This is a genomic window from Acidovorax sp. GW823-FHT05D11 (assembly GCF_058795695.1).
In genome coordinates this window covers 4,411,068-4,437,855 of sequence record NZ_CM179502.1, presented here as the reverse complement: position 1 = coordinate 4,437,855, position 26,788 = coordinate 4,411,068, and the positions used below count along the sequence as shown (strand labels likewise).

Annotated in this window: 25 protein-coding genes; 10 read left to right on the top strand and 15 right to left on the bottom strand. The window is 69.8% G+C overall.

Going from position 1 to position 26,788, the window contains the following annotated elements; all coding sequences use genetic code 11:
* Nucleotides 1-6: 6 nt before the first annotated feature.
* The 6 genes from AC3RCE_RS20410 to AC3RCE_RS20385 form a co-directional block, all read right to left on the bottom strand.
* Complete coding sequence (locus AC3RCE_RS20410; protein WP_492253813.1) at nt 7-4,215, bottom strand: translocation/assembly module TamB domain-containing protein; 4,209 nt, start codon at nt 4,213-4,215, stop codon at nt 7-9.
* 142 nt (nt 4,216-4,357) lie between these two features.
* On the bottom strand, nt 4,358-6,292 hold the full coding sequence (locus AC3RCE_RS20405; protein ID WP_492253812.1) for an autotransporter assembly complex protein TamA: 1,935 nt from the start codon (nt 6,290-6,292) through the stop codon (nt 4,358-4,360).
* A 125-nt stretch (nt 6,293-6,417) separates the two neighbouring features.
* Entirely contained in the window at nt 6,418-7,605 is a 1,188-nt protein-coding gene (locus tag AC3RCE_RS20400) for a vWA domain-containing protein (RefSeq protein ID WP_218295980.1), read from the bottom strand.
* An 18-nt stretch (nt 7,606-7,623) separates the two neighbouring features.
* Nucleotides 7,624-8,226 carry a GNAT family N-acetyltransferase gene (locus AC3RCE_RS20395; RefSeq protein ID WP_492253811.1) on the bottom strand — a complete coding sequence of 201 codons (603 nt, stop codon included), beginning with the start codon at nt 8,224-8,226 and terminating at the stop codon, nt 7,624-7,626.
* Nucleotides 8,227-8,242: 16 nt separating this feature from the next.
* A complete protein-coding gene (locus AC3RCE_RS20390; protein WP_218339591.1) occupies nt 8,243-8,479 on the bottom strand; it encodes a hypothetical protein in 237 nt (78 codons plus the stop codon).
* Nucleotides 8,480-8,489: 10 nt separating this feature from the next.
* On the bottom strand, nt 8,490-9,344 hold the full coding sequence (locus AC3RCE_RS20385) for an AAA family ATPase (protein ID WP_218295977.1): 855 nt from the start codon (nt 9,342-9,344) through the stop codon (nt 8,490-8,492).
* A gap of 106 nt (nt 9,345-9,450) precedes the next feature.
* Here AC3RCE_RS20385 and AC3RCE_RS20380 point away from each other — a divergent pair, with 106 nt between their 5' ends.
* The 3 genes from AC3RCE_RS20380 to AC3RCE_RS20370 all read left to right on the top strand — a co-directional run bounded on the left by AC3RCE_RS20380 (nt 9,451) and on the right by AC3RCE_RS20370 (nt 13,778).
* On the top strand, nt 9,451-10,113 hold the full coding sequence (locus AC3RCE_RS20380) for a c-type cytochrome (protein WP_218295976.1): 663 nt from the start codon (nt 9,451-9,453) through the stop codon (nt 10,111-10,113).
* A gap of 143 nt (nt 10,114-10,256) precedes the next feature.
* Entirely contained in the window at nt 10,257-10,982 is a 726-nt protein-coding gene (locus tag AC3RCE_RS20375) for a helix-turn-helix transcriptional regulator (RefSeq protein ID WP_218295975.1), read from the top strand.
* A gap of 27 nt (nt 10,983-11,009) precedes the next feature.
* A complete protein-coding gene (locus tag AC3RCE_RS20370) occupies nt 11,010-13,778 on the top strand; it encodes an Ig-like domain repeat protein (protein WP_492253810.1) in 2,769 nt (922 codons plus the stop codon).
* 125 nt (nt 13,779-13,903) lie between these two features.
* On the opposite strand, the gene AC3RCE_RS20365 is transcribed toward AC3RCE_RS20370, so the two are convergent.
* Nucleotides 13,904-14,338, bottom strand: a complete 435-nt coding sequence (locus AC3RCE_RS20365) for a DUF1841 family protein (RefSeq protein WP_492253809.1) — start codon at nt 14,336-14,338, stop codon at nt 13,904-13,906.
* Nucleotides 14,339-14,557: 219 nt separating this feature from the next.
* Here AC3RCE_RS20365 and AC3RCE_RS20360 point away from each other — a divergent pair, with 219 nt between their 5' ends.
* On the top strand, nt 14,558-14,779 hold the full coding sequence (locus AC3RCE_RS20360) for a hypothetical protein (protein WP_029413244.1): 222 nt from the start codon (nt 14,558-14,560) through the stop codon (nt 14,777-14,779).
* Between the two features lie 102 nt (nt 14,780-14,881).
* Here the strand turns inward: AC3RCE_RS20360 and AC3RCE_RS20355 are convergent, their stop codons facing one another.
* The gene (locus AC3RCE_RS20355; protein WP_218339586.1) at nt 14,882-15,691 is read right to left on the bottom strand and encodes an IclR family transcriptional regulator domain-containing protein; all 810 of its coding nucleotides are present in this window, start codon (nt 15,689-15,691) and stop codon (nt 14,882-14,884) included.
* A gap of 91 nt (nt 15,692-15,782) precedes the next feature.
* Between AC3RCE_RS20355 and AC3RCE_RS20350 the strand changes: the two genes are divergently transcribed.
* From AC3RCE_RS20350 to AC3RCE_RS20330, 5 genes are all read left to right on the top strand, one after another.
* A complete protein-coding gene (locus tag AC3RCE_RS20350) occupies nt 15,783-16,484 on the top strand; it encodes a 3-oxoacid CoA-transferase subunit A (RefSeq protein WP_218295971.1) in 702 nt (233 codons plus the stop codon).
* A gap of 29 nt (nt 16,485-16,513) precedes the next feature.
* A complete protein-coding gene (locus tag AC3RCE_RS20345; protein WP_218339585.1) occupies nt 16,514-17,164 on the top strand; it encodes a 3-oxoacid CoA-transferase subunit B in 651 nt (216 codons plus the stop codon).
* A 71-nt stretch (nt 17,165-17,235) separates the two neighbouring features.
* On the top strand, nt 17,236-18,441 hold the full coding sequence (gene pcaF / locus AC3RCE_RS20340) for a 3-oxoadipyl-CoA thiolase (protein WP_218339584.1): 1,206 nt from the start codon (nt 17,236-17,238) through the stop codon (nt 18,439-18,441).
* A 14-nt stretch (nt 18,442-18,455) separates the two neighbouring features.
* Nucleotides 18,456-19,187, top strand: coding sequence for an SDR family NAD(P)-dependent oxidoreductase (locus tag AC3RCE_RS20335; RefSeq protein WP_218339583.1), 732 nt, complete (start codon nt 18,456-18,458; stop codon nt 19,185-19,187).
* 146 nt (nt 19,188-19,333) lie between these two features.
* Complete coding sequence (locus AC3RCE_RS20330; RefSeq protein ID WP_218339582.1) at nt 19,334-20,347, top strand: Bug family tripartite tricarboxylate transporter substrate binding protein; 1,014 nt, start codon at nt 19,334-19,336, stop codon at nt 20,345-20,347.
* 114 nt (nt 20,348-20,461) lie between these two features.
* Here the strand turns inward: AC3RCE_RS20330 and AC3RCE_RS20325 are convergent, their stop codons facing one another.
* Nucleotides 20,462-21,064, bottom strand: a complete 603-nt coding sequence (locus tag AC3RCE_RS20325) for a short chain dehydrogenase (RefSeq protein ID WP_492253808.1) — start codon at nt 21,062-21,064, stop codon at nt 20,462-20,464.
* Between the two features lie 127 nt (nt 21,065-21,191).
* Between AC3RCE_RS20325 and AC3RCE_RS20320 the strand changes: the two genes are divergently transcribed.
* Nucleotides 21,192-22,103, top strand: a complete 912-nt coding sequence (locus AC3RCE_RS20320; protein ID WP_492253807.1) for a LysR family transcriptional regulator — start codon at nt 21,192-21,194, stop codon at nt 22,101-22,103.
* Nucleotides 22,104-22,255: 152 nt separating this feature from the next.
* Here the strand turns inward: AC3RCE_RS20320 and AC3RCE_RS20315 are convergent, their stop codons facing one another.
* The 6 genes from AC3RCE_RS20315 to AC3RCE_RS20290 all read right to left on the bottom strand — a co-directional run bounded on the left by AC3RCE_RS20315 (nt 22,256) and on the right by AC3RCE_RS20290 (nt 26,768).
* The gene (locus tag AC3RCE_RS20315; protein ID WP_492253806.1) at nt 22,256-22,711 is read right to left on the bottom strand and encodes a PaaI family thioesterase; all 456 of its coding nucleotides are present in this window, start codon (nt 22,709-22,711) and stop codon (nt 22,256-22,258) included.
* Nucleotides 22,708-23,397: a transglutaminase-like domain-containing protein gene (locus AC3RCE_RS20310; protein WP_218339579.1), complete on the bottom strand. Its 690-nt coding sequence runs from the start codon at nt 23,395-23,397 to the stop codon at nt 22,708-22,710. Before AC3RCE_RS20310 ends, AC3RCE_RS20315 begins: the two co-directional genes overlap by 4 nt.
* A 118-nt stretch (nt 23,398-23,515) precedes the next feature.
* Nucleotides 23,516-24,160, bottom strand: a complete 645-nt coding sequence (locus AC3RCE_RS20305; protein WP_369643204.1) for a trimeric intracellular cation channel family protein — start codon at nt 24,158-24,160, stop codon at nt 23,516-23,518.
* 189 nt (nt 24,161-24,349) lie between these two features.
* Nucleotides 24,350-24,706, bottom strand: a complete 357-nt coding sequence (locus tag AC3RCE_RS20300; protein ID WP_492253805.1) for a hypothetical protein — start codon at nt 24,704-24,706, stop codon at nt 24,350-24,352.
* Nucleotides 24,703-25,563 (bottom strand): hypothetical protein, encoded by an 861-nt coding sequence (locus tag AC3RCE_RS20295; protein ID WP_492253804.1) that lies wholly within the window; start codon nt 25,561-25,563, stop codon nt 24,703-24,705. Before AC3RCE_RS20295 ends, AC3RCE_RS20300 begins: the two co-directional genes overlap by 4 nt.
* Before the next feature lie 47 nt (nt 25,564-25,610).
* Nucleotides 25,611-26,768: a PepSY-associated TM helix domain-containing protein gene (locus AC3RCE_RS20290; protein ID WP_492253803.1), complete on the bottom strand. Its 1,158-nt coding sequence runs from the start codon at nt 26,766-26,768 to the stop codon at nt 25,611-25,613.
* Nucleotides 26,769-26,788: the final 20 nt, after the last annotated feature.

Sequence of the window (26,788 nt, the reverse complement as noted above, 5' to 3'; positions counted from 1 at the left end):
GGGGCCTCAGTCGTACTTCACCGTGTAGATGATGTCCACCGCGCTCTTCTCGCCGGTCTGCCCGCGCAGCGTGAGGCGGCGCGAGAGGTCGTAGAAGATGTACAGCGTGCCCAGCGTGCCCGACAGGCTGCGTTCGTAGGTCACGTACAGGTCCTTGGACAGGCGCTTGCCGAAGGTGAGGGCGGCGGCGCTGGCGTCTTCGCCGGAGCCGGGGCCCTTGAAGCCGATCTCGTCCAGGCCGACCCGGCTGGCCATGTTGGCCGCCGTGTTGTTGTTACCGCCCCTCCCCAGCAGCGCCAGCGCGGCCTGCTGCAGCACGGCGGCCTCGGCGCCGCCCGCGGCTGCGTTGCGGCCCAGCACCACCCACGAGAGTTTTTCCGCGTCGGGCAGTTCGGGGTCGGAATACAGGCGCACGCGGGGGGCCTGGGCGCTGCCCGTGACCTGCACGCCCGCGCGCACGCTGATGTTGGGGCGCAGCGCGAGGATGTCCAGCGACGGGTTGTTGTACGGGCCGTTGAAGCGGATGAGCCCGGTCTCCACGTCCAGCATCTGTCCCCAGGCCCGGTAGCGGCCTTCCTCGGTGCGCACCTCGCCCGTCACGCGGGGTGGGGCGCCGGGCACGGCGCTGCTGCGGATGTCCACCTCGCCCGTCAGCCGGGTGGTGATGCCGTGGCCGCTCAGCGCGAAGTCGCGGCCCAGGTTGAGGGTGACCGCGATGTCGGGCGGCTTGGCGGTTTCTGCCTGCGCCGCCACCTGGCTGGCCTTCGCGGCGGCCTGCGCCCTGGCCTGGTCCTCGCGGTCCTTGGCGGCCGAGCGCACGACGACGTCCGAGCCCAGGCTGGGGGCGTTTTCGTCGGGCAGGATGATGGTGGCCCGGTCGGTGGTGAGCTTGCCGCGCAGGCTGATCTGGCCCTGCTGCAGCTGGGCCTGCAGCTGGCCCGACACGCTGATCTGCCGGTCTGCGCGCACGAGCACCTGCAGGGCCTTGGCCTCCGCCTGAAAACCCATGGCAATGCCCGAGAGGCCGTTGGCGGCATCGCCCCAGGTGATGCGGCCCGTGCCGGTGAGGGTGCCGCCGTCCTGCGGCGCGGCCGTGCGGTTGCCGCTGAAGCCCGCGATGCGCGCGCCGCTGCCGCGCCCGCCCTGCAGGCGGAACTCGGTGATGTCGAGCTGGTTGCCTTGCAGCGTGGCACGCAGGCGGCCGCCCTGCAGGTCCACGCCGTCCACGGCGGACCGCACCGCCAGGTCGTCCGCGCCCAGGGTTCCCGACCAGCGCGGCGCGTTGCGGGTGCCCGACAGGGTGGCGCTCGCGTCCAGCGTGCCGCGCACGCGCCAGCCGGGCGGGGCCAGGGCCGACCACACGCCCACGTCGGGCAGGCGCGCGCGCAGCGTGCCAGCCAGTGGCGCATCCGGTGCCCAGGCAAGGCTTGCGGTGCCGGTGCGCTGTGGTGCGTCTACCGCGCCCGGCCGAGCGGGTGCGGGGGGCGAGGCGGCCGCGGGCCCCGCGAGTGACAGGCGGGTGTTCACGCTGGCGTCGATCTCTCCGGCGCGCTCGCTCATCCACCGCACACGCGCCCGCAGGGCTTCGCCCTCCAGATCGAGGGTGGCCTCGGCCTCGCGCACACCCGCTGCCGTGCCCGCTCCCGCCGGTGCTGCCGAGGCCTCGGTGGCGATCGCGGTGGCGGCGCCCGCGCCCTTGCCCTGGCCGCTGCTCTGCACGGCCGTCACGGCGGTGGGGTCTCCGGCCAGGATGCGCAGGTCGCCGCTGGCCCGGCGCAGGCTGGCGCTGGCGCGCGGGTTGGCCGTGGTGGTGTCCACGTTCCACTGGCCGTCCAGCACGATGCTGCTGGCCAGGCCCATGCGGGCCAGCAGGGGCTGGGCCGTGCGGCCCGCGGCGGCAGGGGTGTCCCCCGCGCCCAGCGCGTCGACCCAGGCCATGGGCAGGCCTTGCAGCGTGCCCTGGGTCTGCACCCGCAGCGCGGGCCCGGAGGCCACGCGCACGGGCTGCCAGCGCAGGACCACGGTGCCCGGCAGCGGGCCGTTCAGGCGGGCCTGGCCTGCGGAGGTTTCCACCGACAACGGGGCGGTGCCCGGGGTTCGTGCGGTGATGTGCAGTGGTTCGGACAGCTGCAGGGTCCATGGCCCGGGGTGCTGTGTGTCCTGTGCCTGCAGGCGCATCTCGCCGACCTGTACCTGCCACTGCGCGGGGGCGGCCAGCCCGCCGGTCAGGCGGGTCTGCAGTGCAACGCGGTGGGCCTGTGCGCTCTGGGGTGCATCCATGCGGGCCTCTCCTTGCAGCGACAGCGCGGCCTGTGCGATGGTGCCGGAAAGCTCGGCCTTCACGGCGCGCAGCTGTACCGCGGTGGCGCCCCGGCCGGTACCTGGGGCGGGCGGCAGCGACAGTTCCATGTGCGCGGTGCCAAGGGTGGCCTGCAGCTCGAAGGTGTCCTTGCCCGCTGGCGGCGCACTGCCGCCGCCGGCCGCCTGCAGCTGGCGCACCAGCGTCTGCCAGCCACCTTTCCAGCGGGCGGTGAGCTGCCCCGCGCCCTTGGCGGAGATGCCCTGCATGGCGCCTTGCAGCGTGCCGCCCGCCAGCGGCAGGCTGGCCAGCCAGCGCTGGGTGGTGTCGATGTCGCTCCACTGCACCTGCAGGTCGCCGCCACCGGCGAGCGGCGCGGCATGGCCCTGGGCACGGGCGGTGGCGCCGGGCACTGTCAGCACCATCTGGCCCTGCACGGAAGGCGGCCCGCCGAGCGCGATGCGCAGGTCGGTGGCCTCGGCGCGCGCCTGCAGGGCGTCGAGCAGCAGGCGTTCGAGCCGCAACGTGCCGCCAGTGCCGGCCTGCGGGGGCGGGGCGGGCTGCCAGTGGCCTTGCGCGGTGAAGGTGTTGATGCGCAGGGCGGAAGCCCGGCCGCCCGCCGCCCGGCTGCCCGCCGCGGCGGCGCGGATGTCCGCCGTGAAGCGCACGGTGTCGCCCTGCGCCGTCTGCGCGCTGAGGCGGCCTGCCAAAGGGGCGGCCGCGAAGGCGGTGTGCAGTGCATCGGGGCGCAGGTTGCGCACCTGGGCCTCGCCTTCCATCGCGTGGGTGGCCGGGGTGTAGTGGCCCTGCAGCGTCACCGTGCCATCGCCGGCCGAGGCCGTGGCGGCAGGCACGGTCCAGCGGGTGCCGTCATAGCGGGCATCGGCCCGCAGGGCCGTCAAGGGCAGGCGGGCCTGGTCCCAGGGGCCTGGGAGCTCGTTGCGTAGCTGCGCTTGCACCGACCAGTGGGTGCCGCCGCCTGCCGGTCCTGGCCCCGCCTGCACGGTGCCGTGCAACTGGGTCGCCGGCGCCTGGGGCCAGAGCGTCGCGAGGTCGATGGCGTGCAGCGTGGCGCTGGCCGCCTGCAGGGGCTGGGTCGCCCAGGGCGCGAGCGTGGCCTGCACATCGGCCTGCATGGGTTGCGCTGGGGCGGGGGCGGGCGCCTTGGTGGACGGCGCTGGAGCCCGGGGCCCCCGCGTGCCCGGGGCTGGCGCGGGCGTGGAGGTGCCGGGGGAGGGGCTTACACGCGCTTGCAATTGCAATCGCGCCGCGGCGGTGGCCAATGTGCCCTGCAACGTGGCGTGCGCCTGCACCTGCATGGCGGGTTCGCCGCCAGGCACGGCGGTGTGCACGGTGCCATCCACGCTGGCATCCAGTGCCATGGGGGCCTGTGCGCCCAGGGTGGCCCGCGCGCTGTAGCGGCCCTGGGCCAGCTCCACGCTGTCGATGTTCAGGCGGTGCTCGCGGCCGTCAAACCGGTAGTCGCCCGCCAGGCCCAGCGCTTGCACGGCGGGCGATCCGGCCCATTGCAACTGGTCGACACGAAACGGCACGCCGATGTGCAGCGGCAGCACAAGCTGCATGAGGGGTGTGGCGGGTTCGGCATCGGGCTGGCTGCCCTGCGGCGTGATCTGCACGCGCGCGGCATGCACTTCGCCCAGTTCGAGCCGCCGCTGCAGCAGGGGGGCCAGCTGCCAGCCCAGGCGGATGTCGGTGACCTCGACGGCCAGGGCCGGGCTGCTCCAGCGCAGCCAGCCGATGCGCCCGCCCTGGCGCAGCGATCCGGTGACCTCGCGGCTTTCCAGCTGCTGGCCGGCCGGCAGGTAGCGGGCCGCCCGCGCGAGCGCCGTGGCCAGCGAGGTGCCGCTGCCCGTCCACCACCACACCGCCGCCACGGCGGCGATCGTCAACGCCACCAGGGCCACCAGAAGCCAGCCCGCGGCCGCGCGCGCGGCGCGCGCCGGGCGGGCGGGCGCGGCCCGGAAGACGACGCCCCGGCGCTGAAGTCCGAGGAGCGGGCGTGGGGCTTGGGGGTGTCGGGGTGCATCCGCCCGGCCATCAGAAGCTGAAACCCAGCCGCAGGTGCAGCCGCAGTTCCTTGGTTTTCACGCCGTAGGCCAGATCGGCCTGCAAGGGGCCCACGGGGCTGCGCCAGCGCACGCCGGCACCCACGCCCACGCGCGGGTCCAGGTCCCCCATGCGGTCCGCCACGGCGCCCGCGTCCACGAACAGGGTGCTTTCCCAGTCGGTCATGGCGCCGCCGTAGACGATGGGCCGCTGCCATTCGACGCTGCCCACGGCCAGGTAGCGGCCTCCATAGAGCTGGCCGTTGTCCGTGCGCGCACCGATGCTGCGGTACCCGTAGCCGCGCACGGTGGTGTCGCCACCGGTCAGGAAAAGCTGGGTGACGGGAATCTGCGCGCCATCGCGCGCCACCACGGCGCCGGCTTCCGCCCGCAGCGCCACACGGGCGCTGCGGGCCACGCCCGCCGCGTCCTGCACGCGCCCCGCCGGGAGGAACGATTGCCACCGCACCAGCGTGCGCACGAACGGGTCGCGCTCGGGCCGCAGCGTGGTGCCCAGTCCCAGTTCCACGGCAATTCCGTGGCCCCGCGTGGGGGCCGTGGGGTTGTTGAAGTAGCGGCCTGTCCACCCGTAGTTCACGCTGACGGCCGTGCCCGATGGCGGGGCGTTCAGGCCCTGGCTGTTGGCGTAGTCGTACTGCAGGAAGTAGTTGCGGTCGATGTGCTTCGTGCTCTTGCTGCGCCCCGAGCGCAGGCGCCCGCTGTTGACTTCGTAGTCGCCCGTCGATTCACGCTGCAGCTGGCCGCCCGCGAACCAGCGCCAGCCCCGGTTGTCTGGCAGGTCGGTCCATTCGGTGCCCGCGAGCTTGGTCTCCCGGTCCAGCGACAGCTTGCTCACGGCGCGCCATCCCAAGCCGGGCAGCTGGTTGTGGATGTGCTCCAGGGACAGGCGTGCGCCGCTGTCGGTGGAGAAGCCGGGCCCGAACACGAGCTTTTGCAGCGGGGCTTCGCGCACCTGGGCAACGATGGGCGCGGCCTGGGGGTCGGTGCCCTCGGTGTCGAGCGTGAGGAACACCGCGTCGTAGTAGCCGCTGCTGGCCAGGCGCAGCTGGGCGTCCAGCAGTTCGGCCTCGTCGTAGACCGCGCCCGTGGGCAGCCGCGCCAGGCGCCGTGCGCCGTCAGGGTCGTAGCGCTGGCTGCCATCGACCCGCAGTGGGCCGAAGCGGTAGACCGGCCCGGGGTCGTAGGTCACGCTGAGCCTGGCTTCGTGCTTGTCGGCATCCACCTGCGCGCGGCTGCTGGCAATGCGCGCGGTGGGGTGGCGGCGGGCCTGAAGCTGGCGCAGGCCGTCGGTCTTCGCCGAATCCCAGGCCGATTGGGTGAATGGCTGGCCGGGCGAGAGGGACCAGTCGCGCTGCACGCGCTGCTGCTGGCGCAGGCTGGCTTTCGTGTCGGCAGCGTCGTTTTCCTGCGCCTGCGTGCCGGCGATGGCGGGGCTGGCGGCGCCCGCGAAGTCGATGTCCGCGCTGGCGATGCGGGTCTGGGGCCCTGGCTCCACGGTCACCGTCACGGTGCGCGGCGCGGTCTTGCTGTCGGGGGTGTCGGTCAGCTCCACCGTGATGGTCGGGGCGAAGTAGCCCATGGTGCCCAGCAGTTCGCGCGCATTGGCGTCGGCCGCGCCCAGCAGGCGCTGCAGCTCGTTGGCGTGCAGGTCGGGCAGATTGCGAAAGCGCTGCAGCTCCAGGTGGCGCTCCAGCGTCTCGCGCACGCTGTCCGGGGCCTTGACCTGCACGTTGAACGACGGCGCATCCGATGCGGCGATGACCGGCGCGGGCGCCGAGGCGTCGCGTTCCTCCGCGCGGGGCAGCAGGCTGCAGCCCTGCAGGGCCAGCGCTCCGAAAAGCAGCAACGCCGGCCACGGGGCCGGCGTTGGAGATGTGGCGGTAGGGCGCGGGATGCTGAAATGCACGACAGGACGGTATTGGAGTGGAACGTGGCCCGCAGGCCTTGCCCCGCCACTATGCACCGAAAATAAGACCGCCTGTGTCAGACAGTTACGCGCGATGGACCGGTGCGCGCCGCGGGCGCCCCTGCCTACTTGGACAGCAGCCGCATCGTCTCTTCGAGCCCCTTGAGCGACAGCGGGTGCATGCGGTTGCCGACGAGCTGCTGGATGATGCTGATGCTTTGCCGGTATTGCCACACGCCCTGGGGCTCGGGGTTGATCCACGCGTGCTTGGGGAAGGCGTGCGTGAGGCGCTGGATCCACTCCGCCCCCGCCTCCTCGTTGTTGTATTCCACGCTGCCGCCGGGCTGCAGGATCTCGTAGGGGCTCATGGTCGCGTCGCCCACGAAGATCAGCTTGTAGTCCTTGTTGTACTTGCGGATGATGTCCCAGGTGGGAAACTTCTCCGCGAAGCGGCGGCGGTTGTTCTTCCACATGAAGTCGTACACGCAGTTGTGGAAGTAGTAGAACTCCAGGTGCTTGAACTCCGTCTTCACGGCGGAAAAGAGTTCCTCCACGCGCTGGATGTGCTCGTCCATGGTGCCGCCCACGTCCATCAGCAGCAGCACCTTCACGTTGTTGTGGCGCTCGGGCACCATCTTGATGTCGAGGTAGCCCGCGTTGGCGGCCGTGCTGCGGATGGTGTCGGGCAGGTCCAGCTCCAGCTCGTGCCCCTCGCGCGCGAACTTGCGCAGGCGGCGCAGGGCCACCTTGATGTTGCGCGTGCCCAGCTCCTGCTGGTCGTCGTAGTCCTTGTAGGCGCGCTGCTCCCACACCTTCACGGCGCTCTTGTTCTTGCCCGCGCCGCCGATGCGCACGCCCTGCGGGTTGTAGCCGCCGTGGCCAAACGGGCTGGTGCCGCCCGTGCCGATCCACTTGCTGCCGCCCTCGTGGCGTTCCTTCTGCTCTTCGAGCCGCTTCTTGAGCGTCTCCATGAGTTCGTCCCAGCCCATCTTCTCGATGGCTGCTTTCTGTTCAGGCGTGAGCTCGTTCTCCAGGATCTTGCGCAGCCAGTCGGCCGGGATCTCCTTGGTGAAGTCGGCCACCATCTCCACGCCCTTGAAGTAGGCGCCGAAGGCCCGGTCGAACTTGTCGTAGTGCTTCTCGTCCTTCACGAGCGTGAGGCGCGAGAGGTTGTAGAAGTCGTCCAGGCTCCAGGCATCGTCGGACTTGGGGCCCACCACGCCAGCCTGCAGGGCTTCGAGCAGGGTGAGGTATTCCTTGACCGATACCGGCAGCTTGGCCGAGCGCAGGGTGTAGAAGAAGTCGATGAGCATGGTTCTGGCCTCCAGCGGTTACTGGGAAAGCGTGTGGCGCTCTAAAAGGTATAGCAGCTGCGCCTTGGCTTCGGGCCATTCGCCCGAGCGCATGCTGTACATCACCGTGTCGCGGACGGTGCCGTCGCGGCGCAGGGCGTGGCCGCGGATCACGCCGTCCTTCCTGGCGCCCAGGCGCTCGATGGCTTTTTGCGAGGCGAAGTTGTAGTTGTCGGTGCGCCAGCCCACCACATGGCTGCCCAGCGTGTCGAAGGCGTGGCCCATCATCATCAGCTTGCACGTGGTGTTGACGTGGGTGCGCTGCACGCTCTGGCGGTACCAGGTGTAGCCGATCTCCACGCGCTTCACCGCGGGCAGGATGTCGTGGTAGCTCGTGGAGCCCAGGACCTTGCCGCTGGCATCCTCCACCACGGCGAACGCGAAGCGGTTGCCGTCCTCGCGCATCCTGAGCGCCATCTCGATGTAGGCACGCGTGTCCTGGGGCTCGGGCACCGAGGTGACGCGCAGCTTCCACAGTTCGCCATCGGCGGCGGCGGCGGCCAGGCCGTGTTCGTGGGACAGCGCCAGGGGTTCCAGGCGGATGCCGCGGTCGCGCAGGGTGACGGGTTCTACAAAGGCCATGTGTCGTTGCCCTTTATCAGTCCTTGGAAGGCTTGTTGCGCCGGTGCGTCTGCCAGCGCCGTGCCGCATGCAGGCCCAGGCCGCCGCCCAGGCCCACGAGGGCAATGCCCCCCAGCGCCTTGTTGCCGTAGCCCGGCGCGAAGATGTCCAGGCCCAGCCACTGGCCCAGCCAGAAACCGGCGAGGGCGCCGCCGACAAAGCCGATGGCGTCGGCGATGCCGTCCATGAGGGAGGGGGTGGTGGGTGCGGCCATGGCGGGGGGACTACCGGTTCCGCTGGTTCATGAACACCAGCTTTTCGAAAAGGCTCACGTCCTGCTCGTTCTTGAGCAGCGCGCCCACCAGCGGCGGCACGGCCACCTTGTTGTCAGCGCTTTGCAGCGCGGTCAGCGGAATGTCTTCGGCCACCAGCAGCTTGAGCCAGTCGAGCAGTTCGCTGGTCGAGGGCTTCTTCTTCAGGCCAGGCAGGTTGCGCACGTCGTAGAACGTCTTCATCGCCACGCCCAGCAGCTCGCTCTTGAGCGTGGGGAAGTGCACGTTGACGATCTGGCGCATCGTGTCGGCTTCGGGGAACTTGATGAAGTGGAAGAAGCAGCGGCGCAGGAACGCGTCGGGCAGCTCTTTCTCGTTGTTGGAGGTGATGAACACCAGCGGGCGGTGCTTGGCCTTGATGAGCTCGCGCGTCTCGTAGCAGTAGAACTCCATGCGGTCGATCTCGCGCAGCAGGTCGTTCGGGAATTCGATGTCGGCCTTGTCGATCTCGTCGATGAGCAGCGCCACGGGGCGGTCGGCCGTGAAGGCCTGCCACAGCACGCCCTGGATGATGTAGTTGCGGATGTCCTTGACGCGCTCGGCGCTGTCGCCATCGCCCAACTGGCTGTCCCGCAGGCGACTGACCGCGTCATACTCATACAGGCCCTGCTGCGCCTTCGTGGTGGACTTGATGTGCCATTGCAGCAGCGGCATGTCGAGCGCCTGAGCCACTTCCTCGGCCAGCATCGTCTTGCCGGTGCCCGGCTCCCCCTTGATGAGCAGCGGGCGTTGCAGGGTGATGGCCGCGTTCACGGCGAGCATCAGGTCTTGGGTGGCGACGTAGTTCTGGGAGCCTTGGAATTTCATGGGGGCGAATCACCGGATCGTTGATGAATGGGCTTGACAGGCGCTGGCTATAATCGGCGGTTGATCAGAGCCCAGAGCTGAACTTCCACGAGATTGTGCGCGCAAAATGAACAAAACGCTGACCACGCTATTTGCCCTGGCTGTCGCTTCCGTGACCGCCCTGTCCCATGCCCAGGAAGCCAAAGGCGACGTGGAAGCCGGCAAGCAGAAGATTGCCATGTGCATTGGCTGCCACGGCATTCCGGGCTACCAGGCCAGCTTTCCCGAAGTGCACAAGGTGCCCATGATCTCGGGCCAGAGCGCCAAGTACATTGCCTCGGCGCTCGTCGCCTACCAGAAGGGCGAGCGCAAGCACCCCACCATGCGCGGCATCGCGGATTCGCTGAGCGAAAAGGACATCGCCGACGTGGCCGCCTACTATGAGCAGCATGGCAAGACGGGGGCCGAACTGCCCGCCAAGCCCGGCCGCGAACCCAGCGTGCAGGTGGCCGAGCTTCTGAAGAAGGGCGCCTGCGTTTCGTGCCACGGCGACAACTTCGCCAAGCCCATCGACCCTTCGTACCCCAAGATCGCGGGCCAGCACGCGGACTACCTCTTCGTGGCCCTCAAGTCCTACAAGGCCGAGAAGAACCCCAACGTGGGCCGCAGCAACGCCATCATGGGCGGCGTGGCCAAGCAGTTCACCAATGCGGAGCTGAAGGCGCTGTCGGGCTACATCAGCGGCATCGACGGCGACCTGCACGTGGTGCCGCAATCGCGCTTCCGCTGAGCGCTGCGGTGTGCCACCAAGAAGACGCCCCTCCTGCGAGGGGCGTTTTTGTTGGTGGCGGGGCATGACGGGCGGCTGAGGGTCAGCTTCGGCACGGGACGCTGGTATTTTTGAACGGTTGCATCGATCCAGGCGGAGACACGATGGGCTATCTCGACTCGCATTCTCTGCACCGGCTGAGCCACGCGACGCTGCTGGTGCATTCGACACGGGACTCGAACGACCTGTCGAACAACCTGCTCCAGGCGCTGCGCAGCGTCGTGGGCGGAGACATCTTCGTTGTCGACTGGCGCAACTGCACGCCGACGCTGCGCACCCTGTATGCGCCGGAGCGCGCCGTGTCGCGCGAAATCAACGAGGCCGTCCATCAGCACCTTGGCGACAATCCCGGCTACGGCAAGCGCCGCGTGCCGATGAGCATTTCCGACCAACTCTCGCCGACGGCGTGGAGCCGGTGTGCGCTGAACGCGGAGGCCTATGGCCGCGTCGGCCAGAAGGATGGGCTGGGCCTGGACATCGACCTTGGCGAAGGACGCATGCTCACGCTCAATGTCACGCGCGCAACGCGCGGCTTCGGCGACCCCGAGCGCACGTCGCTCGCGCTGCTGGAAGGCCACATCCGCCAGACGCTGGGCCGCCTGCAGGCCCGCAGCAGGCGCCGCCACATCGCGCACCGGCTGCACGATCGCGCCTTGAGCGAGCGCCAGCGCGAAGTGCTCGTGGCGGTGGCCCATGGCGCGACCAACGCCGAAGTCGCGGCAAGGCTCGGCATTCGCCCGGGTACCGTCAAGCGCCATCTCGAGGACATCTACGTCAAGACAGGCGTCGGCAGCCGGCACCAGCTCGCCGGTTGGCTGGCTGACGAATAGGCGCGCGCGGTCGTGTGCCGTCGGCACATGACCTGTGAATTTTCCTCCCCTACGATCCATCGCGATGCTGCGGCGGGCCGTGATCCGCCGCCAAAACCGAAGACAGGGGATGAGATGGGCAGGAGTGTCTGGCACCTGAAGGGCGCGTTGTGCCTGTTCGCCGCCGTGTGCGCGGCGCTGGTCCTGGGGGGCTGTGCCATCGTCGTGCAGACGCAATGGATCGAGGCGCCGCTGGTCGCGGACGCGAGTCTGCAGGGATCGGATTACGCACCGAGCAATCCCGATGGCCTGCGGATCAACGAACAGCAGCAGGCGGTCGTCCGCTTCTCGCTCGATACGCTTCCCAACGGCAACATGGTCCTGGTGTCGCGGGCGGGCTCCGGTCAGCCGCTCCAGGTGGGGCCGTCCGCCTATGCGCTGACCGCCGACAAGATCGCCAGGGCCAGGATCGTCGTCTATGTCCAGAACGTCCGGGTGGCCGGCAGCGTTGCGTTGGTTCCCCTCGAAGGCAATGGCTGCTGGCCGCAGGAAAGCGTGGCGCCTGCATGCGTGGAGGGCCCGCCGACGCCTGGCGTCGACCCGGACTACCAGGCCGGAAGCAGCGTGCGCAAGCCGGTGGCCATTCGCCAACCGGGCTTTCGGAGCTTCGACGCCACCGACATCGTCAAGTCGTGGGTGGACGGCAGCCGTGCCAACAACGGCATCAAGATCGTCAGCGTCCCAGGTGCCGATGCGTCCCATGCCGACTTCGATGTCGCGGCGAAGGAATCGAGCCCGGGCAAGACGCTGGTGCCGCATTCCGTCCAGTTGTTGATCACGCTGTCGGATTTGACGGGGGTGTCATCGAATGCCGCATCGTCGTCCCAGATCCAGGAGAGCGCTCCCGGTGCGGCGGATGCGGGCAGTGCCGATCTGCGGCTGAGCGGCACGGCCGGAAGCCGCGGCGTCGCGCTGCTCAAGACGCCGGAGCTTCCTTTTGTGGTCCGCAGCATCATGCAGTATTCCTCCACGCCGCTGCAGGCCAGCCTCGTGACCTATGCCAGCAGCGTTTCGCAGCCGGCCACGCTGCGGCTCTCCCCGGCCGAGGACTTCGACGCGGGCACCGTCTCCTGGAACACCCAGCCCGCGTGGGACGGCGCCCGGGCGGCGACGGCGCCTGTGGCGGGCCCGGGCGCGGTCAGCGTGTTCGATTTCAGCCGCAACTACGCGGAGCTGCTGGCGGACGAACAGAATGCGAACCCCGGCACGACGGATTCCGCGCTGCCAGGCTATGCGGCCGCACTCGAGCCGGACGCCGGCGCTCTCGCCACCGTCGATGGTGTGCCGAATAGCACCACTGCGCGCGCGCCGCGGGCAACCCTGGTGTACAAGACGCCCGAGGCGCTCCAGGGTCCGCTGGCTATTTTTCAGGGCGTGAGACTCTTCGATCCCGACGACGCGGGCCCCTGGGGCTGGGAGACCGCCTACATGCCGGCCTCGCAGTCGTTCAGCATGCGCATCGGCCAGCCCTCCTCTCCGTTTGGAGTGCGGCCGCAAACGGTGTGGAGCGACACCCATGCCATCGGCTTTCTTTCTGTGCCCGTCAACGTTGCGGCGCCCGGCACGGGCGCGAGCGCGACCTTCCCTTCCGGGAGGAATACCTTCGAGACGATGGGCTCCGACAACTGGACCCCCGTCGTGCCCACGGCCAATCGTGTCGTCGGAAGCTACCTCGTGCACATCACGATGCCGGGGCACAACGCGCGCTTTGATCTGCAGTTTCACAACCTGCCGCTTCCGGTGCCCGCATTGCAAGGGCCGTCCACCGTGCTGCTGCCCGCGGGACAAACGGCGGTTTCGCTGCCTGCGACGGCCCCGGCCGATCCTGCCGCAGGATTCGTATTGGCGGTGGACGATGCCGTCGTCAACGCCCATATCGACAACACGACGAAATGGAGGATCACGAGCTCGGTGGCGGGCGACGTCCTGCCTGGCGTGATCGCGCAGAGCGATGGCAGCGTGGGCTGGCCCATCGGCTTTGCCTCGGCCGGGCCGCGGACGCTGACCGTGACGAGCCAGGGCGATGCCTCGGTCCGGGCATCGATGCAGACGACGGTGCAACAGCAGTCGAGCGTGCGCCTGGCTCAGCCGCTGGCCGGAGCCACGTTCGTCTACGGCCAGGCGATCACGCTCCTGGCCGAAGTGACGGGGGGAGCGGGGCCGCCGGCCGGCAGCGTGCACTTTTCCGATGGCGCGGCGACGGACCTTGGCGATGCGGGGCTCGATACCTCCGCCAGGGCGGCACTCGCGCGCCAGTTGCCCGTTGGACGGCACGACGTCCAGGCGGCCTATGCAGGCGACACCGCCAGCTTCACGCTGCCTTCGGTGTCCAATCCGGTGGCCATCGAGGTCTTGCCAGCTCCGACGGGTATCGCCCTGGGGGCGGTGGGGCCGGTCGGTCTGGGCGGTTCGGTGACGGTGTGGGCGGCGCTGGCGGTGGCCGCGCCGGGGGGCGGCACGCCGACGGGAACGATCACGATCACGAACACCACCGACGGCCTGAGCTGCAGCTACGCGGCGGCCGCGGCGGCGCCAGGCTGCTCACTGCGGCCGAAGGGCTCTGGCACGAAGGCGCTGACCGCGAGCTACTCCGGCGACGGCAATTTCCTGGCAAGCAGCGCGGCGGGGACCCTGGTCGTGAGCGCATCGCCCACCCCGGTGCCGGTGCCCCTGTTCTCGCGGGAAGGGCTCGGGCTGCTGGTGCTGCTGCTGGCCGGCACCGCGCTGGCGCGCAAGGCGCGCAAGCCCGGGCGCTGAGCGGGGAGGGTTCAGCGCCGCATGCGAATTTGCATGCAGCCGGGCAACCAGGCGGGAAGCCCAGGACAGGGCTGCAGCATGGCGAGGCGAACCAACGACGTCATGCGGCTGGAGGCCAATCCGTCTCAGTCCCGCGTGGCCCGCCGCTGCACGCAGGCGATGTAGGCCTCGCCGTCCGGCGGGCGGCCGGCGCGCTGGCTTTCCCACAGCATCTCGCCCAGGCAGTCCATGGCGGCGTGGTGCGCATCGTGCAGCGAGTCGAGCCGCGCGGTCAGCAGCTCCACCGCCTGGCGGATGCCGCGCGGCTGGTCGACGCTGCACTGCTCGCTGATCGACAGGTGCATGGACAGGTGCAGGAAGGGGTTGATCTGGCCCGGCGTCTCGTCGTAGTTGCGCGCCACGGCGGCATCGGCGTCGGACAGGTCGGTGTGGTACTCGGGGTGCTCGGCGATCCACAGGCTGGCCAGCGTCTCGATGGCTTCCATGGGCGCGCCGGCCTGGGTCTTGGCGTGCACCCCGCAGAGAAAGCGGCGCACGTCGGCTTGGGAGGGGCTGAACATGGGGCGTGAGCGTAGCACGCAGCCCTGGCGCACAGGGCGTGCAGGGTTGCACGCGGCGCCGGAGTGCGGCTGGCGCGCCGGGGCGGGTGCGCGACGCGCGGCAGCGGCGGTGTCCTACGCGGGCGCGGCGGGAGCTGCCCTACATTGGCGATGCGCAGGGACAGGGAGCCGGGCCCGCTCTGCCGCAGTCCCTGAATACCCGGTGTTGGGAGATCTGTCATGAATGCAATGCGAATCGTTGGTGTGCTTTTGTTGGTGCTGGGCTTGGCAGGTTTTCTGACGGGGGGCTTCAGCTTCACCAAGGACACCACGCAGGCCAAGCTGGGCCCGCTGGAACTGACGGTCAAGGAAAAAGAGTCCGTCAACATTCCCCAGTGGATGAGCCTGGGGGCGATGGTGCTGGGCGGCGTGGTGCTGGTGCTGGGCTTTCGCAAGAACTGAGCCTTCACCACCCCAGCGTGGGCGCCCTGTGCGCGCAATGCGCTTGCCGATGCCAGGCTGGCACCGGGGTGAAGCCGCCCGGCGGCCGCCGGGCCCTGGGCTTCACTCTCCCCGGCCGCGCGGCGCACCCATCATGCGCGAGATGGTCTTCGCGGCGCGCAGCAGCGCGGGCAGCAGGCTCTCCTGCATCATGGCCGCGCTGGTGCGGTTGGCCTGCCCGCTGATGTTGAGCGCCGCCACCGTCCGCCCCATGCGATCGGCCAGCGGCGCGGCGATCGAGATCAATCCTTCCTCCAGCTCCTGGTTCACCAGGCACCAGCCCTGCTGGCGTGCCTCGCGGATGCGCGACAGCAGCGCGGGCAGTTCGGTGGTGGTGTGCGCGGTGAAGCGCTCCAGCGGATGCTGCGCCAGGCGGGCCTCCAGCTCCTCATCGGGCAGCCCGGCCAGCAGCACGCGGCCCATCGAGGTCCAGGGCGCGGGCAGGCGCGAGCCCACGCCCAGGTTCGTGCGCATGATCTTGTGCGTGGGCACGCGCAGCACGTAGACGATGTCGAGGCCGTCGAGCACGGCGGCCGAGGACGACTCGCGCACTTCTTCCACCAGGTCCTCCATCACCGGCTCGGCCAGGTTCCAGATCGGCAGCGATGAAAGGTACGCAAATCCCAGGTCCAGGATGCGCGGGCTCAGCCGAAAGAGCTTGCCGTCCGTCTCCACATAGCCCAGCGTCTGCAGCGTGAGCAGGATGCGGCGCGCACCCGCGCGCGTGAGGCCCGCACGGGCCGCCACTTCGCTCAGCGTCTGCTGCGGCGTGGCCGCGCTGAACGAGCGGATCACCTCCAGCCCGCGCGCGAACGACTGCACATAGCTGTCGCTGGGCTTGGGGTCTTTGGCGTCAGGGGTTTGGATATTCATACGTGCGCCTACTATAATTCTTTATGCGAACATTTGTTCTATAAGCGAACAAATTGAAACCGAAGATCAAGCAAATCACGAAAGCGTTTCGATGATCAACAAACTGGCGGACTCGGTGGCCCAGGCCCTGCAAGGGGTGAAGGATGGTGCCACGGTGTTGATAGGCGGATTTGGCACGGCGGGCATTCCGGGTGAGCTCATCGACGGGCTCATCGCCCAGGGCGCCCGGGACCTGACGGTGGTGAACAACAACGCCGGCAATGCCGACCAGGGCCTGGCCGCGCTGCTCAAGGCGGGGCAGGTGCGCAAGATCATCTGCAGCTTTCCGCGCCAGGTCGACAGCTATGTGTTCGACGACCTGTACCGCAGCGGCAAGCTGGAGCTCGAGCTCGTGCCCCAGGGCAACCTGGCCGAGCGCCTGCGGGCGGCGGGGGCGGGCATCGGCGCCTTCTTCTGCCCCACGGCTTACGGCACCGAGCTGGCCGCCGGCAAGGAAACGCGCGAGATCAACGGCAGGCACTACGTGCTCGAATTCCCCATCCACGGCGACGTGGCGCTGATCAAGGCCGAGCAGGGCGACCGCTGGGGGAACCTCACCTACCGCATGTCGGCCCGCAACTTCGGGCCGGTGATGGCCACCGCCGCCAAGACCACCATCGCCACCGTGCACGAGGTGGTGGAGCTGGGCGCGCTGGACCCCGAGGCCATCGTCACCCCCGGCATCTACGTGAGCCATGTGGTCAAGATCGACCGCACGGCCACGCAGGCGGGCGGTTTCAAGAAATCGGCATGAAATCGGCCTCTACCGCACAAGGATAAAGCGTGAGCAGCTATCAAAAGCGTAGTAAAGAAGAACTGGCGAAACGGGTGGCGCAAGACATCCACGACGGCGCCTACGTCAACCTGGGCATCGGCCAGCCCACCCTGGTGGCCAACCACATTCCCGCGGGCCGCGAGGTCATCCTGCAAAGCGAGAACGGCATCCTGGGCATGGGCCCGGCACCCGCCGCAGGCCTGGAGGACTACGACCTCATCAACGCCGGCAAGCAGCCGGTGACGCTGCTGCCCGGTGGCGCGTACTTCCACCACGCCGACAGCTTCGCGATGATGCGCGGCGGGCACCTCGATATCTGCGTGCTGGGCGCCTTCCAGGTCAGCGCCACGGGCGACCTGGCCAACTGGAGCACCGGCGAGCCCGGCGCCATCCCGGCCGTGGGCGGCGCGATGGACCTGGCCATCGGCGCCAAGCAGACCTGGGTGATGATGGACCTGCTGACCAAGCAGGGCGCGAGCAAGATCGTCGAGCGCTGCAGCTACCCGCTCACCGGTGTCGCGTGCGTGAAGCGCATCTACACCGATCTGTGCACACTGGCCTGCACGCCCACGGGGCTGCAGCTCATCGACACCGTGCCGGGCCTTTCCCACGCCGAACTCGAAAGCCTGGTGGGCCAGCCCATCCGTCCGGCGGCCTGAGCACCCGCGGGCGCCCCGAATCCCTTCCCTTTTCAACGAGCCGATCCACCGAGATCCGAGGAGACAAAAACATGACCACCCAAGCCTTCATCTGCGACGCCATCCGCACCCCCTTCGGCCGCTACGGCGGCGCATTGAGCAGCGTGCGCACCGACGACCTGGGCGCCATCCCCATCAAGGCGCTGATGGACCGCAACCCCGGCGTGGACTGGGCCGCGGTGACCGACGTGCTCTACGGCTGCGCCAACCAGGCCGGCGAGGACAACCGCAACGTGGCCCACATGAGCAGCCTACTGGCGGGCCTGCCCATCGACGTGCCCGGCGCCACCATCAACCGCCTGTGCGGCTCGGGGCTGGACGCCGTGGGCACCGCCGCGCGCGCCATCAAGGCGGGCGAGGCGGGCCTGATGATCGCGGGCGGCGTGGAGAGCATGAGCCGCGCGCCCTTCGTCATGCCCAAGGCAGAAAGCGCCTTCAGCCGCAACAACGCGGTGTACGACACCACCATCGGCTGGCGCTTCATCAACAAGCTGATGAAGGAAAAGTACGGCGTGGACTCCATGCCCGAAACCGCCGAGAACGTGGCGACGGACTTCAAGATTGAGCGCGAAGCCCAGGATCAGATGGCGCTGCGCAGCCAGCTCAACGCCGTGGCGGCCATCAAGGACGGCCACCTGGCGCGCGAGATCGTGCCGGTGCACATCCCGCAAAAGAAGGGCGACGCCATCGTCGTCAGCCAGGACGAACACCCCCGCGAGACCAGCCTGGAAGCGCTGGCCAGGCTCAAGGGCGTGGTGCGGCCCGATGGCACGGTGACAGCGGGCAACGCGTCGGGCGTGAACGACGGCGCCTGCGCGTTGCTGCTGGCCGATGAAGCCCATGCCGCCAAGTACGGCCTCAAGCCCCGCGCCCGCGTGGTGGGCATGGCCGTGGCCGGTGTGGCGCCGCGCATCATGGGCTTTGGCCCCACGCCCGCCACGCAGAAGGTGCTGGCGCAGACGGGCCTGACCATCGACCACATGGACGTGATCGAACTCAACGAAGCCTTTGCCGCGCAGGGCCTGGCCGTGCTGCGCGCGCTGGGCCTCAAGGACGACGACGCGCGGGTGAACGCCTGGGGCGGCGCGATTGCGCTGGGCCACCCGCTGGGTGCCAGCGGCGCACGGCTGGTCACCACCGCCGTGAACCGCCTGCACGAGCATGCGGGCCAGTACGCGCTGTGCACCATGTGCATCGGCGTGGGCCAGGGCATCGCCATCATCCTGGAGCGCGTGTGACAGTGGCCTCTGCAGTGACTTCCTCCACCTCCGTCACCGTCGTCACCGGTGCCAGCAACGGCATCGGCCGCGCCATTGCCGAAGCCGTGCTCGCCCAGGGCCGCGCAGTGGTCAATCTGGACTACGTGCTGCCCACGTGGAGCCACCCGCTGCTCACCTCGTACCAGGGCGACCTGACCGACGAGGCATCGACCCGCGAGCGCGCGGCAGAGATCGCCGCCAGGCACAACGTGACCGCCCTGGTGAATAACGCGGGCGCCACGCGCCCCGGCACCATCGACACCGCCACCACCGCGCAGCTGGACGACGTGGTGGGCCTGCACCTGCGCGCGCCCATGCTGCTGGTGCAGGCCTTTCTGTCCACGCTGCGGGCCTGCGGCCAGGGCCGCATCGTCAACATGTCGTCGCGCGCCGCGCTGGGCAAGGGCGACCGCGTCGTCTACTCGGCCACCAAGGCCGGGATGATCGGCATGACGCGCACGCTGGCCATGGAACTGGGGCGCGACGGCATCACCGTCAACGCCATCGGCCCGGGGCCGATCGCCACCGAACTGTTCCGCCAGAGCAACCCCGAGGGCGCGCCGCAGACCGAGCGCATCCTGAACAGCATCGCCGTGGGCCGCATGGGCACGCCCGACGACGTGGCGCGCGCGGCCCTGTTCTTCCTCTCGCCCGACAACGGTTTCGTGACCGGGCAGGTGTTGTACGTGTGCGGTGGTACCACGCTCGGCGTGGCACCTGTCTAGCCACCTGAACGCATTTTCACTGCCGCCCTGAAAGGGGCGCACCCCCTGTTCTCGCCCGGAGGCCTTGGCGCCCGGTTGAGGCCATGGCGCGGCGGATGCCGCGCTCGTGACACCCATTTCATCCACCTTCCTGAAGGAGACAAACCATGACCCGTTCCATCCACACCACCCGCCGCTTTGCGCTGTCGGCCGCTGCCTGCGCGGGCATCGCCGCCATCGCCGTTGGTGGCCTGCTGGGCAGCAGCGCAGCCATGGCCCAGGCCTATCCCACCAAGCCCGTCACCATCGTCGTGCCCTTCGCGGCCGGCGGCACCACCGACATCCTGGCGCGCATCATCGGCCAGGCGCTGACCACGGAACTCGGCCAGTCGGTCATCGTGGACAACCGCGCGGGCGCGGGCGGCAACATCGGCGGCGCGCTGGCGGCCAAGGCCCCGGCGGACGGCTACACGCTCTTCATGGGCACGGTGGGCACGCATGCCATCAACGCCGCGCTGTACAAGAAGATGCCCTTCGATCCGATCAAGGACTTCGCGCCGCTCACGCGCGTGGCCAATGTGCCCAACCTGCTGGTGGCCAACCCCGCACAGCCCTACAAGAGCGTGAAGGAGCTGATCGCCTACGCCAAGGCCAACCCGGGCAAGGTGAACTTCGGTTCCTCGGGCAATGGCAGCTCCATCCACCTGTCGGGCGAGCTGTTCAAGAGCCTGGCCAAGGTGGACATGGTGCACGTGCCCTACAAGGGCAGCGCACCGGCGGTGACCGACCTGCTGGGCAACCAGATCGGCATCATGTTCGACAACATGCCCTCGGCCATCCAGCACGTGCGCAGCGGCAAGCTGGTGCCGATTGCCGTGACCACCGCCAAGCGCTCGCCCGAGCTGCCCAACGTGCCCACCATCGCCGAAGCCGGCGTGCCCGGCTACGAGGCCACGTCCTGGTTCGGCATGTTCGCGCCCGCCGGCACGCCCGCACCGGTGCTGGCCAAGCTGAACACCGCGCTGGCCAAGGTGCTGAACCAGGCCGAGGTGAAGAAGAAGATCAACGAGCAGGGCGCCGAGACGTACAGCGAAACGCCCGAGCAGTTTGCCGCCTTCATCCAGGCCGAGTCCGTGAAGTGGGGCAAGGTCGTCAAGGAATCGGGCGCGAGTCTGGACTGATCTGCGCCTTCGATCATTTATGCTACTAAATTGATAGCTGCTGCCGCTTGCTGGACAAGCGGCAGCAGCTATTTTCTTTTCATGCCCAGACGGGTAGGGTGCAGGTGGCCGTGATCATTGCACGCGGTACACCCGCCCCGTCTGCGCGCCTTCCACGCTGCGCTGGTAGCCGCGCGCGGCGCGCTCGGCAGACACCGTGTCGAAGCCGGGGAAGAACGGCCCGTACACGCCCACCGATTCCGCGAGGATGGTGGGGCTCACGGCGTTGATGCGCAGGCCGCGCGGCAGCTCGATGGCGGCGGCGGCCACGAAGCCTTCGATGGCCGCGTTCACCGCCGTGGCGCTGGCGCCGTTGCGGATGGGCTCGATGGACAGGATGCCCGCGGTCAGCGTGATGGAGCCGCCATCGGTCAGGTACTTCTGGCCGATCAAAGCCAATTGCACCTGGCCCAGCAGCTTGTCCTGCAGCCCCAGGTTGAACTGCTCGGGCGTCATGTCGGCCAGCGGGCCGAAGTGCAGGTTGCCGGCGGTGCTCACGATGGCATCGACCTGGCCCACCGCCTCGAACAGCCTGGCGACCGAGCCCGGCTGGGAAAAGTCTGCGCGGTGCGTGCCGCTGCTGCGGCCCACGGTGATCACGTCGTGGCGCGCGCCCAGGTTGGCCAGCACGGCCTGGCCGATGGTGCCGCTCGCGCCGATGAGAAGAATCTTGGACATGGTGTTTTCCTTTGCTTGAAAAAGAACGGGTGGAGGAACAGACAGGCCCCGATTCTTTTGCGAATCAATCAATGCATAAAGTACATTGAAGTTCTTCTTGTGCTAACCATTGATTAGGAATCAGCCCATGGACAAACTGCGCAACATGGAAGTCATGGTGGCCGTGGTCGAAGCCGGCAGCTTCGCCGCCGCCGCGCGCCAGCTGCAGGTGTCGGCCGTGATGGTGGGCAAGCACATCCAGCAGCTCGAAACCCACCTGGGCGCACGCCTGTTCCAGCGCAGCACGCGCCAGAACAGCCTGACCGAGGTGGGCGCCGCGTTCTACGAAGACAGCAAGCGCGTGCTGGAGCAGGTGCGCTGGGCCGAGTCCGCCGTGGAGCGCAGCCGCGCCGTGCCGCAGGGCCTGCTGCGCGTGAGCGCGCCGTTCACGCTGGGCAACCACGTCATCGCGCCGCTGGTGGCCGACTTCCTGCAGCGCCATGACCAGGTGCGCGTGGACCTGCAGCTCACCGACAGCGTGGTGGACCTCACGGGCGAGGGCTTCGACGTGGCCGTGCGCATCGGCCAGGTGGTGGATGAGGGCCTGGTGGCGCGCCCGCTGCGCCCCTACCGCATGGTGATCGCGGCCGCGCCGGCCTACCTGCAGCGCCATGGCACGCCCGGGCGCGCCGACGATCTGGCCCGCCACCAGTGCCTGAGCCATTCGGTATGGCAGCGCCGTGTGGAATGGACGCTGCGCGATGGCGACGCGGAGTTCTTCTGGCCCGAGAACGCGCGTTTTGTGTGCAACCAGGGCGACGGCCTGCGCCAGGCCGCGCTGCGCGGCCTGGGCCTGATCATGCAGCCCGAGGTGCTGCTGGCCGACGACCTGGCCAGTGGCGCCCTGGTGCCGGTGATGCAGCACTGCCTGCCGGTGGCCCGCGCCGTGCATCTGGTCTATGCGCCGGACCGGCGGCAGCTGCCCAAGCTCGCGCGGTTCGTGGAGCATGTGGTGGGAGTGATGGGCATCGCGGGCGATGCTGCCGCGCCGCGGGCGTAGCCCTTCCCCATGCCATGGGCGGCTACCCGGCGTGGTCTGGCGATGCGGCCATGGCGAGGCGCCCGTGTTCGCCGCGCGCCGCCGGGGCCGAGGGCCTGCGCACCTGCAGGCCGTGACAGCGGCCACCACGGCGGCCCTGGCCGCCGGGCGGGCTAGGCAGGGCCCGTGGGGCCTATCTTGAACACCCCGCTCACCCGCGCGCAGGGCACGCCATCGGCCGTCACCAGGCCCTGCGCGAACACCAGCGAGCGGGTGATGCGCAGCGGCTCGGCCTCGCCCTCCACCCAGGCGCCCAGCGGCGCGGGGGCCAGGTAGTCGATCTGCAGGCTGATGGTGGGCAGGAAACGGCCGGCCACCTCGGTGCTCTTGCGGTGCACCGACAACGGCAGCAGCATGTCGCAGAAGCTGGCCATCATGCCGCCGTGCAGGTTGTTCATGGGGTTCACATGGCGGTGCTCCACGCGAAAGCCGAATTTCACCACCGCACCTTCGTGCCGCAGGTACAGCGGGCCGTTGTGCTCGATGAACGGGCCGCCCGAGGGCAGGGCCGCGAAGCCATCAGGGACCTGGGGCGCGGTGCCCGGTACCGCCAGCGGGGCCTGCGTCATCGCGCCGCCTCCTGCTCCACGTCGCTCGCAAAGCTCGCGCCGTGCAGCGCGCTCGTGGTGCCGCCACCGAGCCAGCCGCCGTACACGGCCTGGAAGTCGGCCACGATCCGCGCCAGCGGCATGTCGTCGAAAGCGCCGCGCTGCAGCACGTATTCCATGTGGCGCTGGCCGGTCTTGTCGAACGGGTGGTAGATCGAATCGTTCTCGCCATCGAACTCCAGCGGCAGCAGGCCAAAGCGGTCGCACAGCTCGATGTTGAAGGCGGGCGTCGCCTTGCGCCACTGGCCGTCGAGCCAGATGTCGGTGTAGCCGTGCCAGATGAAGAGGTCGGTCTTCATGGTCTCGCGCATGCGCTCGGTGCTGAGGTGGTTGCGCACATCGGCAAAACCCATGCGCGCGGGAATGCCCGCCGCGCGGCACGCGGCGGTGAGCAGCGCGGCCTTGGGCACGCACCAGCCATGGCCCTGGGCCAGCACGGTGCTGGCCGCCATGCCGTGCGGCGACAGGTCGATGCGGTACGGGTCATAGCGAAAGCCGTCGCGCACGGCTAGGTACAGGGCGACGGCGCGCTCGCGGTCGGTGGCGCCGCGCGCATGCGCGGCCGCGAAGGCCTGGATGGCGGGGGCGTCGCTGTCGATGAGCGCGGTGGCGCGCAGGGCGGCGGGGGTGGGGTGGTCCGGGGTCATGGTCTCGATACTCCTCGCGGCCCAGTGTGCAGGCCGCGCCGGTGCAGGGCTGTCACGGTGGTGCCACGCGGCACAGTGTGCCGGATCGGCGGCCGGGATGGCGGCCCCTGGTTTCTTGTCACACCCGCCAGGCGGGCAACTGCCAGTTGCGCCACAGCGCCAGCCCGCGCAGCCCGGCCGTGAGCAGCACGCAGGCCACGAGCGGAGCCCAGTCCGGCGCCTGCACCTGGCGCAGCGCCACGTCGGCCCAGCCGCCCGCGAAGGCGCACAGTGCGTAGGGGCGGTGGTCGCTGAAGGCCTGGGGCACCTCGTTGCACAGCACATCGCGCAGCACGCCGCCAAACACGCCCGTGGTCACGCCCATCATCACGCTGATGATGGGCGGCATGCCGATGGCGGTGGCGATGTCCACGCCCACCGCCGCGAACAGGCCCAGGCCAATCGCGTCGGGCAGCAGCATGGCGCGCTCGGTGGGCTGAAAGTGGCGCTGGCGCATGAACAGCATCGCGCCCACGCACAGGGCCAGGATGCCCCAGACAAAACCGGTGTGGCGTATCCAGAAGAAGGGCCGCTGGTCCAGCAGCAGGTCGCGCAGCGTGCCCCCGCCGAAGGCCGCGACGAACGCCACCACACACACGCCCACGGCGTCGAGCCGCTTGCGCGCGGCGGCGATCACGCCCGAGAGGGCAAACGCGATGGTGGCGGCCACTTCCAGGAAGAAGCGCAGGGTGTGCACCCAGGGGGCGTCGAGCAGCTGATCCATGAGCGCGATTGTGCCGTGGCGCTGCAGGCGCTGGCGGCGGCGTGCGGCGCCTGCCTGTATCGCCTTTTGCTATTGAATGTATAGCTATTGGCGCTTGTTGGCAAAGCGCAAGGGCCTGTTTTCATCTGAAAAAAACAATGCACCGGCGCCCCAGGGTGCCGCGCGCCCGGGGCTTCAGGGCGCCGCGCCCTACGCCCGAAGCAGCTGCCAGGCCAGCGCCAGCCCACAGCCCGTGCCGCCCAGCGCGCCCAGGCGGCGGCCCCAGCGCAGGCTTGCGGCGGGCCACTGGTTCATCGCCAGCACCAGCAGCCAGCCCAGCACCATCCATGCCGCCACCACCAGCGCCAGCCCCGCGGCCAGCCCGGCCGCCACCGTGGCCGCCAGGGCCTGCAGCGCCAGCGTGCCCAGGGCCACGGCCCAGCTGCGCAGCGATGTCGGCGCGGCGGCCGCGCCGTCGCCCCAGGCGCGGGTGGGGACCGCGCGCGCCCAGGCGGTCAGCGCCGTCAGCGAGGCCAGCGCGGCACACACACCGGTGAGTTCGTTCATGCGGCCTCCGGAGGGCGGTGGTCTGGGGCCGGGGCGGGCGTGTGGCGTGCCCCATGGCCCGCCCGCCGCCAGCGCAGCGCCCGCCGCACGCGCAGCAGCAGCAGCAGCGGCGCGCCCGCAGCCAGGGCGCACAGCACCGACGCCACCGCCCACTGCGCGAGACCGGCCTTGGCCGCCAGGCCGCCATAGGCCAGCGCGGCCAGCGCCCACAGCAGCGCGGTGGCGCGGGGCGCCCAGTGGCGCAGCGTGGCGGCGGGCAGGGCCACGAAGAAGGCGAGCAGCAGGCCCAGCATGCCCGAGGACCGCGCGGGTTCGGTGGCCACGATGTGGGCCAGGCGGAACGATTCCAGCGCCAGCAGGCCGCTCAGCCAGAAGGGCAGGTGCGCAGGCACACCGAATCGGGTCCATCCGCGCGGATGCCAGCGCGGGCGGGGGGCGATGGGGTGCGCCGCCGTGCCCGAGGTGGCCACGGCGGTGTGGCGCGCGGGTTTGCGCCGGTGCGCCTGCACCCGCTGCGGCCCGATGAAGGCGGCGATGCCCGCACACGCCAGGCCCACGGCCACCAGGCTGGCGCCCATGCCCAGGGCCTGCGCACTGCCCAGCACCAGCCCCACGGTGCCGGCCACGGCCAGCATCGCCCCCGCACCGCACAGCGCCACCCGCCACAGCGCGAGCGCGCGCAGGGCCCAGGCGGCGGCCACCGACATCAGCAGCCACGCCCCGACGAGTACCCACACCGCCCACACCGGGCGCTGCGCCAGCGACGGCAGGCCCGCCGGCCCCCACAGGTGCACGAACAACGCCACGGTGAGCGCGGCGGGCGTGGTGGCGTGCAGGGCCAGGAAGAAGCGTTGCATGGTGCGGGCGGGAGAAACCAGAAAAGAAGGGGGAAACGAGGCGGGGCTCAACCCGCCGCCGCGATCCCGCTGGCCGATGCGCCCTGCGCGGCCTCGGCCTCGCGCCGGCGCTGCTGGCGCGCATCGAGCCAGATCAAGGTGCCCGAGATCGACAGGAACGCGGGCGTCATGCCCAGCAAGAAATACAGCCACTTGAGCGCCAGCCCGCCGAAGTCGCCAAAGTGCAGCGGCTCCATGAGGCCGTTGACCAGCGACCAGAATCCCGCCGTGCGCGGGTCGTGCACCTTCCTGGGCACGCCGGTGGCGGCGTGGATGTCCACCCGCGCGGTGCTGGCCAGGTGGCCGCCCAGGTTGCCGGTGAAGCTGGCCTCGGCGGTGTCGGTGCCCCAGCGGCGCATCGACACGTAGCGCGCCTCCAGCCCCGGCACGGCCTGCTGCGCGGTGGCGTACAGGGCATCCAGCGACTGCATGCGCACGGGCTCGGCGGCATCGCCAGCGGCCTTGCGCGCGGGCTTGGCGGTGGCTGCGGCTTCGGTGCTGCTGGTGGTCACGTATTTGTAGCCCTGCTCGAACAGCGGCGCCAGGCCCATCCAGGCCCCCGTGGTGGCGATCAGGATGTGAAAGCCCAGGCCCCAGATGCCCGCGGACTTGTGCAGGTCGGACATCACCACGCGAAAGCTGCGGCCCCAGCGCTGGGTGAACAGCTCGGCCAGGATCTTGCGGTGGATGACGATGCCCGTGACGATGAGCACCAGCATCGCGGCGCCCAGAAAGCCCACGATCCAGCGCGGCCCGAAGAACAGGAACACGTGCAGCATGCGCAGGTACTGGCCGAGCTGGCTGTCCACCGGGCCCACCACCGTGCCCGTGTCCGAGCGCAGGGCCACCTTGGTGCGCGTGTTGGCCGGCGCGCCGCGCTCGCGCACGAAGGCGAAGTAGCTCGGGTTGACCGCGTCGGGCAGCGCGATGGTCTCCACCGTGGCGCCGGGGTAGCGGGTGTGCAGCTGCGTCAGCACCGCATCGAGCGACGCGGGCGTCGCAGAGCGCGGCAGCTGCGCCAGCGACGGGTTGGCCCACAGGTCGATCTCGTTCTTGAACACCACCACCGCGCCCGAGAAGCACACGATGAACATCAGCAGCCCCGTGACGATGCCCGCCCAGGAGTGCAGGACGAAAAGGCGGTTCAGGGTGCGCTGGCTGGTCATGGTCGGCTCGCGGTGGCGGG

Bases quoted from the DNA above. Each gene is read 5' to 3' on its own strand.
- AC3RCE_RS20370 (WP_492253810.1), top strand. From the start codon at position 11,010: ATGACCTGTGAATTTTCCTCCCCTACGATCCATCGCGATGCTGCGGCG.
- AC3RCE_RS20365 (WP_492253809.1), bottom strand. From the start codon at position 14,338: ATGTTCAGCCCCTCCCAAGCCGACGTGCGCCGCTTTCTCTGCGGGGTG.
- AC3RCE_RS20375 (WP_218295975.1), top strand. From the start codon at position 10,257: ATGGGCTATCTCGACTCGCATTCTCTGCACCGGCTGAGCCACGCGACG.
- AC3RCE_RS20350 (WP_218295971.1), top strand. From the start codon at position 15,783: ATGATCAACAAACTGGCGGACTCGGTGGCCCAGGCCCTGCAAGGGGTG.
- AC3RCE_RS20300 (WP_492253805.1), bottom strand. From the start codon at position 24,706: ATGAACGAACTCACCGGTGTGTGTGCCGCGCTGGCCTCGCTGACGGCG.
- pcaF (WP_218339584.1), top strand. From the start codon at position 17,236: ATGACCACCCAAGCCTTCATCTGCGACGCCATCCGCACCCCCTTCGGC.
- AC3RCE_RS20400 (WP_218295980.1), bottom strand. From the start codon at position 7,605: ATGCTCATCGACTTCTTCTACACCCTGCGCTCGGCCAAGCTGCCGGTA.
- AC3RCE_RS20330 (WP_218339582.1), top strand. From the start codon at position 19,334: ATGACCCGTTCCATCCACACCACCCGCCGCTTTGCGCTGTCGGCCGCT.
- AC3RCE_RS20295 (WP_492253804.1), bottom strand. From the start codon at position 25,563: ATGCAACGCTTCTTCCTGGCCCTGCACGCCACCACGCCCGCCGCGCTC.
- AC3RCE_RS20305 (WP_369643204.1), bottom strand. From the start codon at position 24,160: ATGGATCAGCTGCTCGACGCCCCCTGGGTGCACACCCTGCGCTTCTTC.
- AC3RCE_RS20310 (WP_218339579.1), bottom strand. From the start codon at position 23,397: ATGACCCCGGACCACCCCACCCCCGCCGCCCTGCGCGCCACCGCGCTC.
- AC3RCE_RS20325 (WP_492253808.1), bottom strand. From the start codon at position 21,064: ATGTCCAAGATTCTTCTCATCGGCGCGAGCGGCACCATCGGCCAGGCC.
- AC3RCE_RS20355 (WP_218339586.1), bottom strand. From the start codon at position 15,691: ATGAATATCCAAACCCCTGACGCCAAAGACCCCAAGCCCAGCGACAGC.
- AC3RCE_RS20380 (WP_218295976.1), top strand. From the start codon at position 9,451: ATGAACAAAACGCTGACCACGCTATTTGCCCTGGCTGTCGCTTCCGTG.
- AC3RCE_RS20290 (WP_492253803.1), bottom strand. From the start codon at position 26,768: ATGACCAGCCAGCGCACCCTGAACCGCCTTTTCGTCCTGCACTCCTGG.
- AC3RCE_RS20385 (WP_218295977.1), bottom strand. From the start codon at position 9,344: ATGAAATTCCAAGGCTCCCAGAACTACGTCGCCACCCAAGACCTGATG.
- AC3RCE_RS20320 (WP_492253807.1), top strand. From the start codon at position 21,192: ATGGACAAACTGCGCAACATGGAAGTCATGGTGGCCGTGGTCGAAGCC.
- AC3RCE_RS20360 (WP_029413244.1), top strand. From the start codon at position 14,558: ATGAATGCAATGCGAATCGTTGGTGTGCTTTTGTTGGTGCTGGGCTTG.
- AC3RCE_RS20390 (WP_218339591.1), bottom strand. From the start codon at position 8,479: ATGGCCGCACCCACCACCCCCTCCCTCATGGACGGCATCGCCGACGCC.
- AC3RCE_RS20315 (WP_492253806.1), bottom strand. From the start codon at position 22,711: ATGACGCAGGCCCCGCTGGCGGTACCGGGCACCGCGCCCCAGGTCCCT.
- AC3RCE_RS20395 (WP_492253811.1), bottom strand. From the start codon at position 8,226: ATGGCCTTTGTAGAACCCGTCACCCTGCGCGACCGCGGCATCCGCCTG.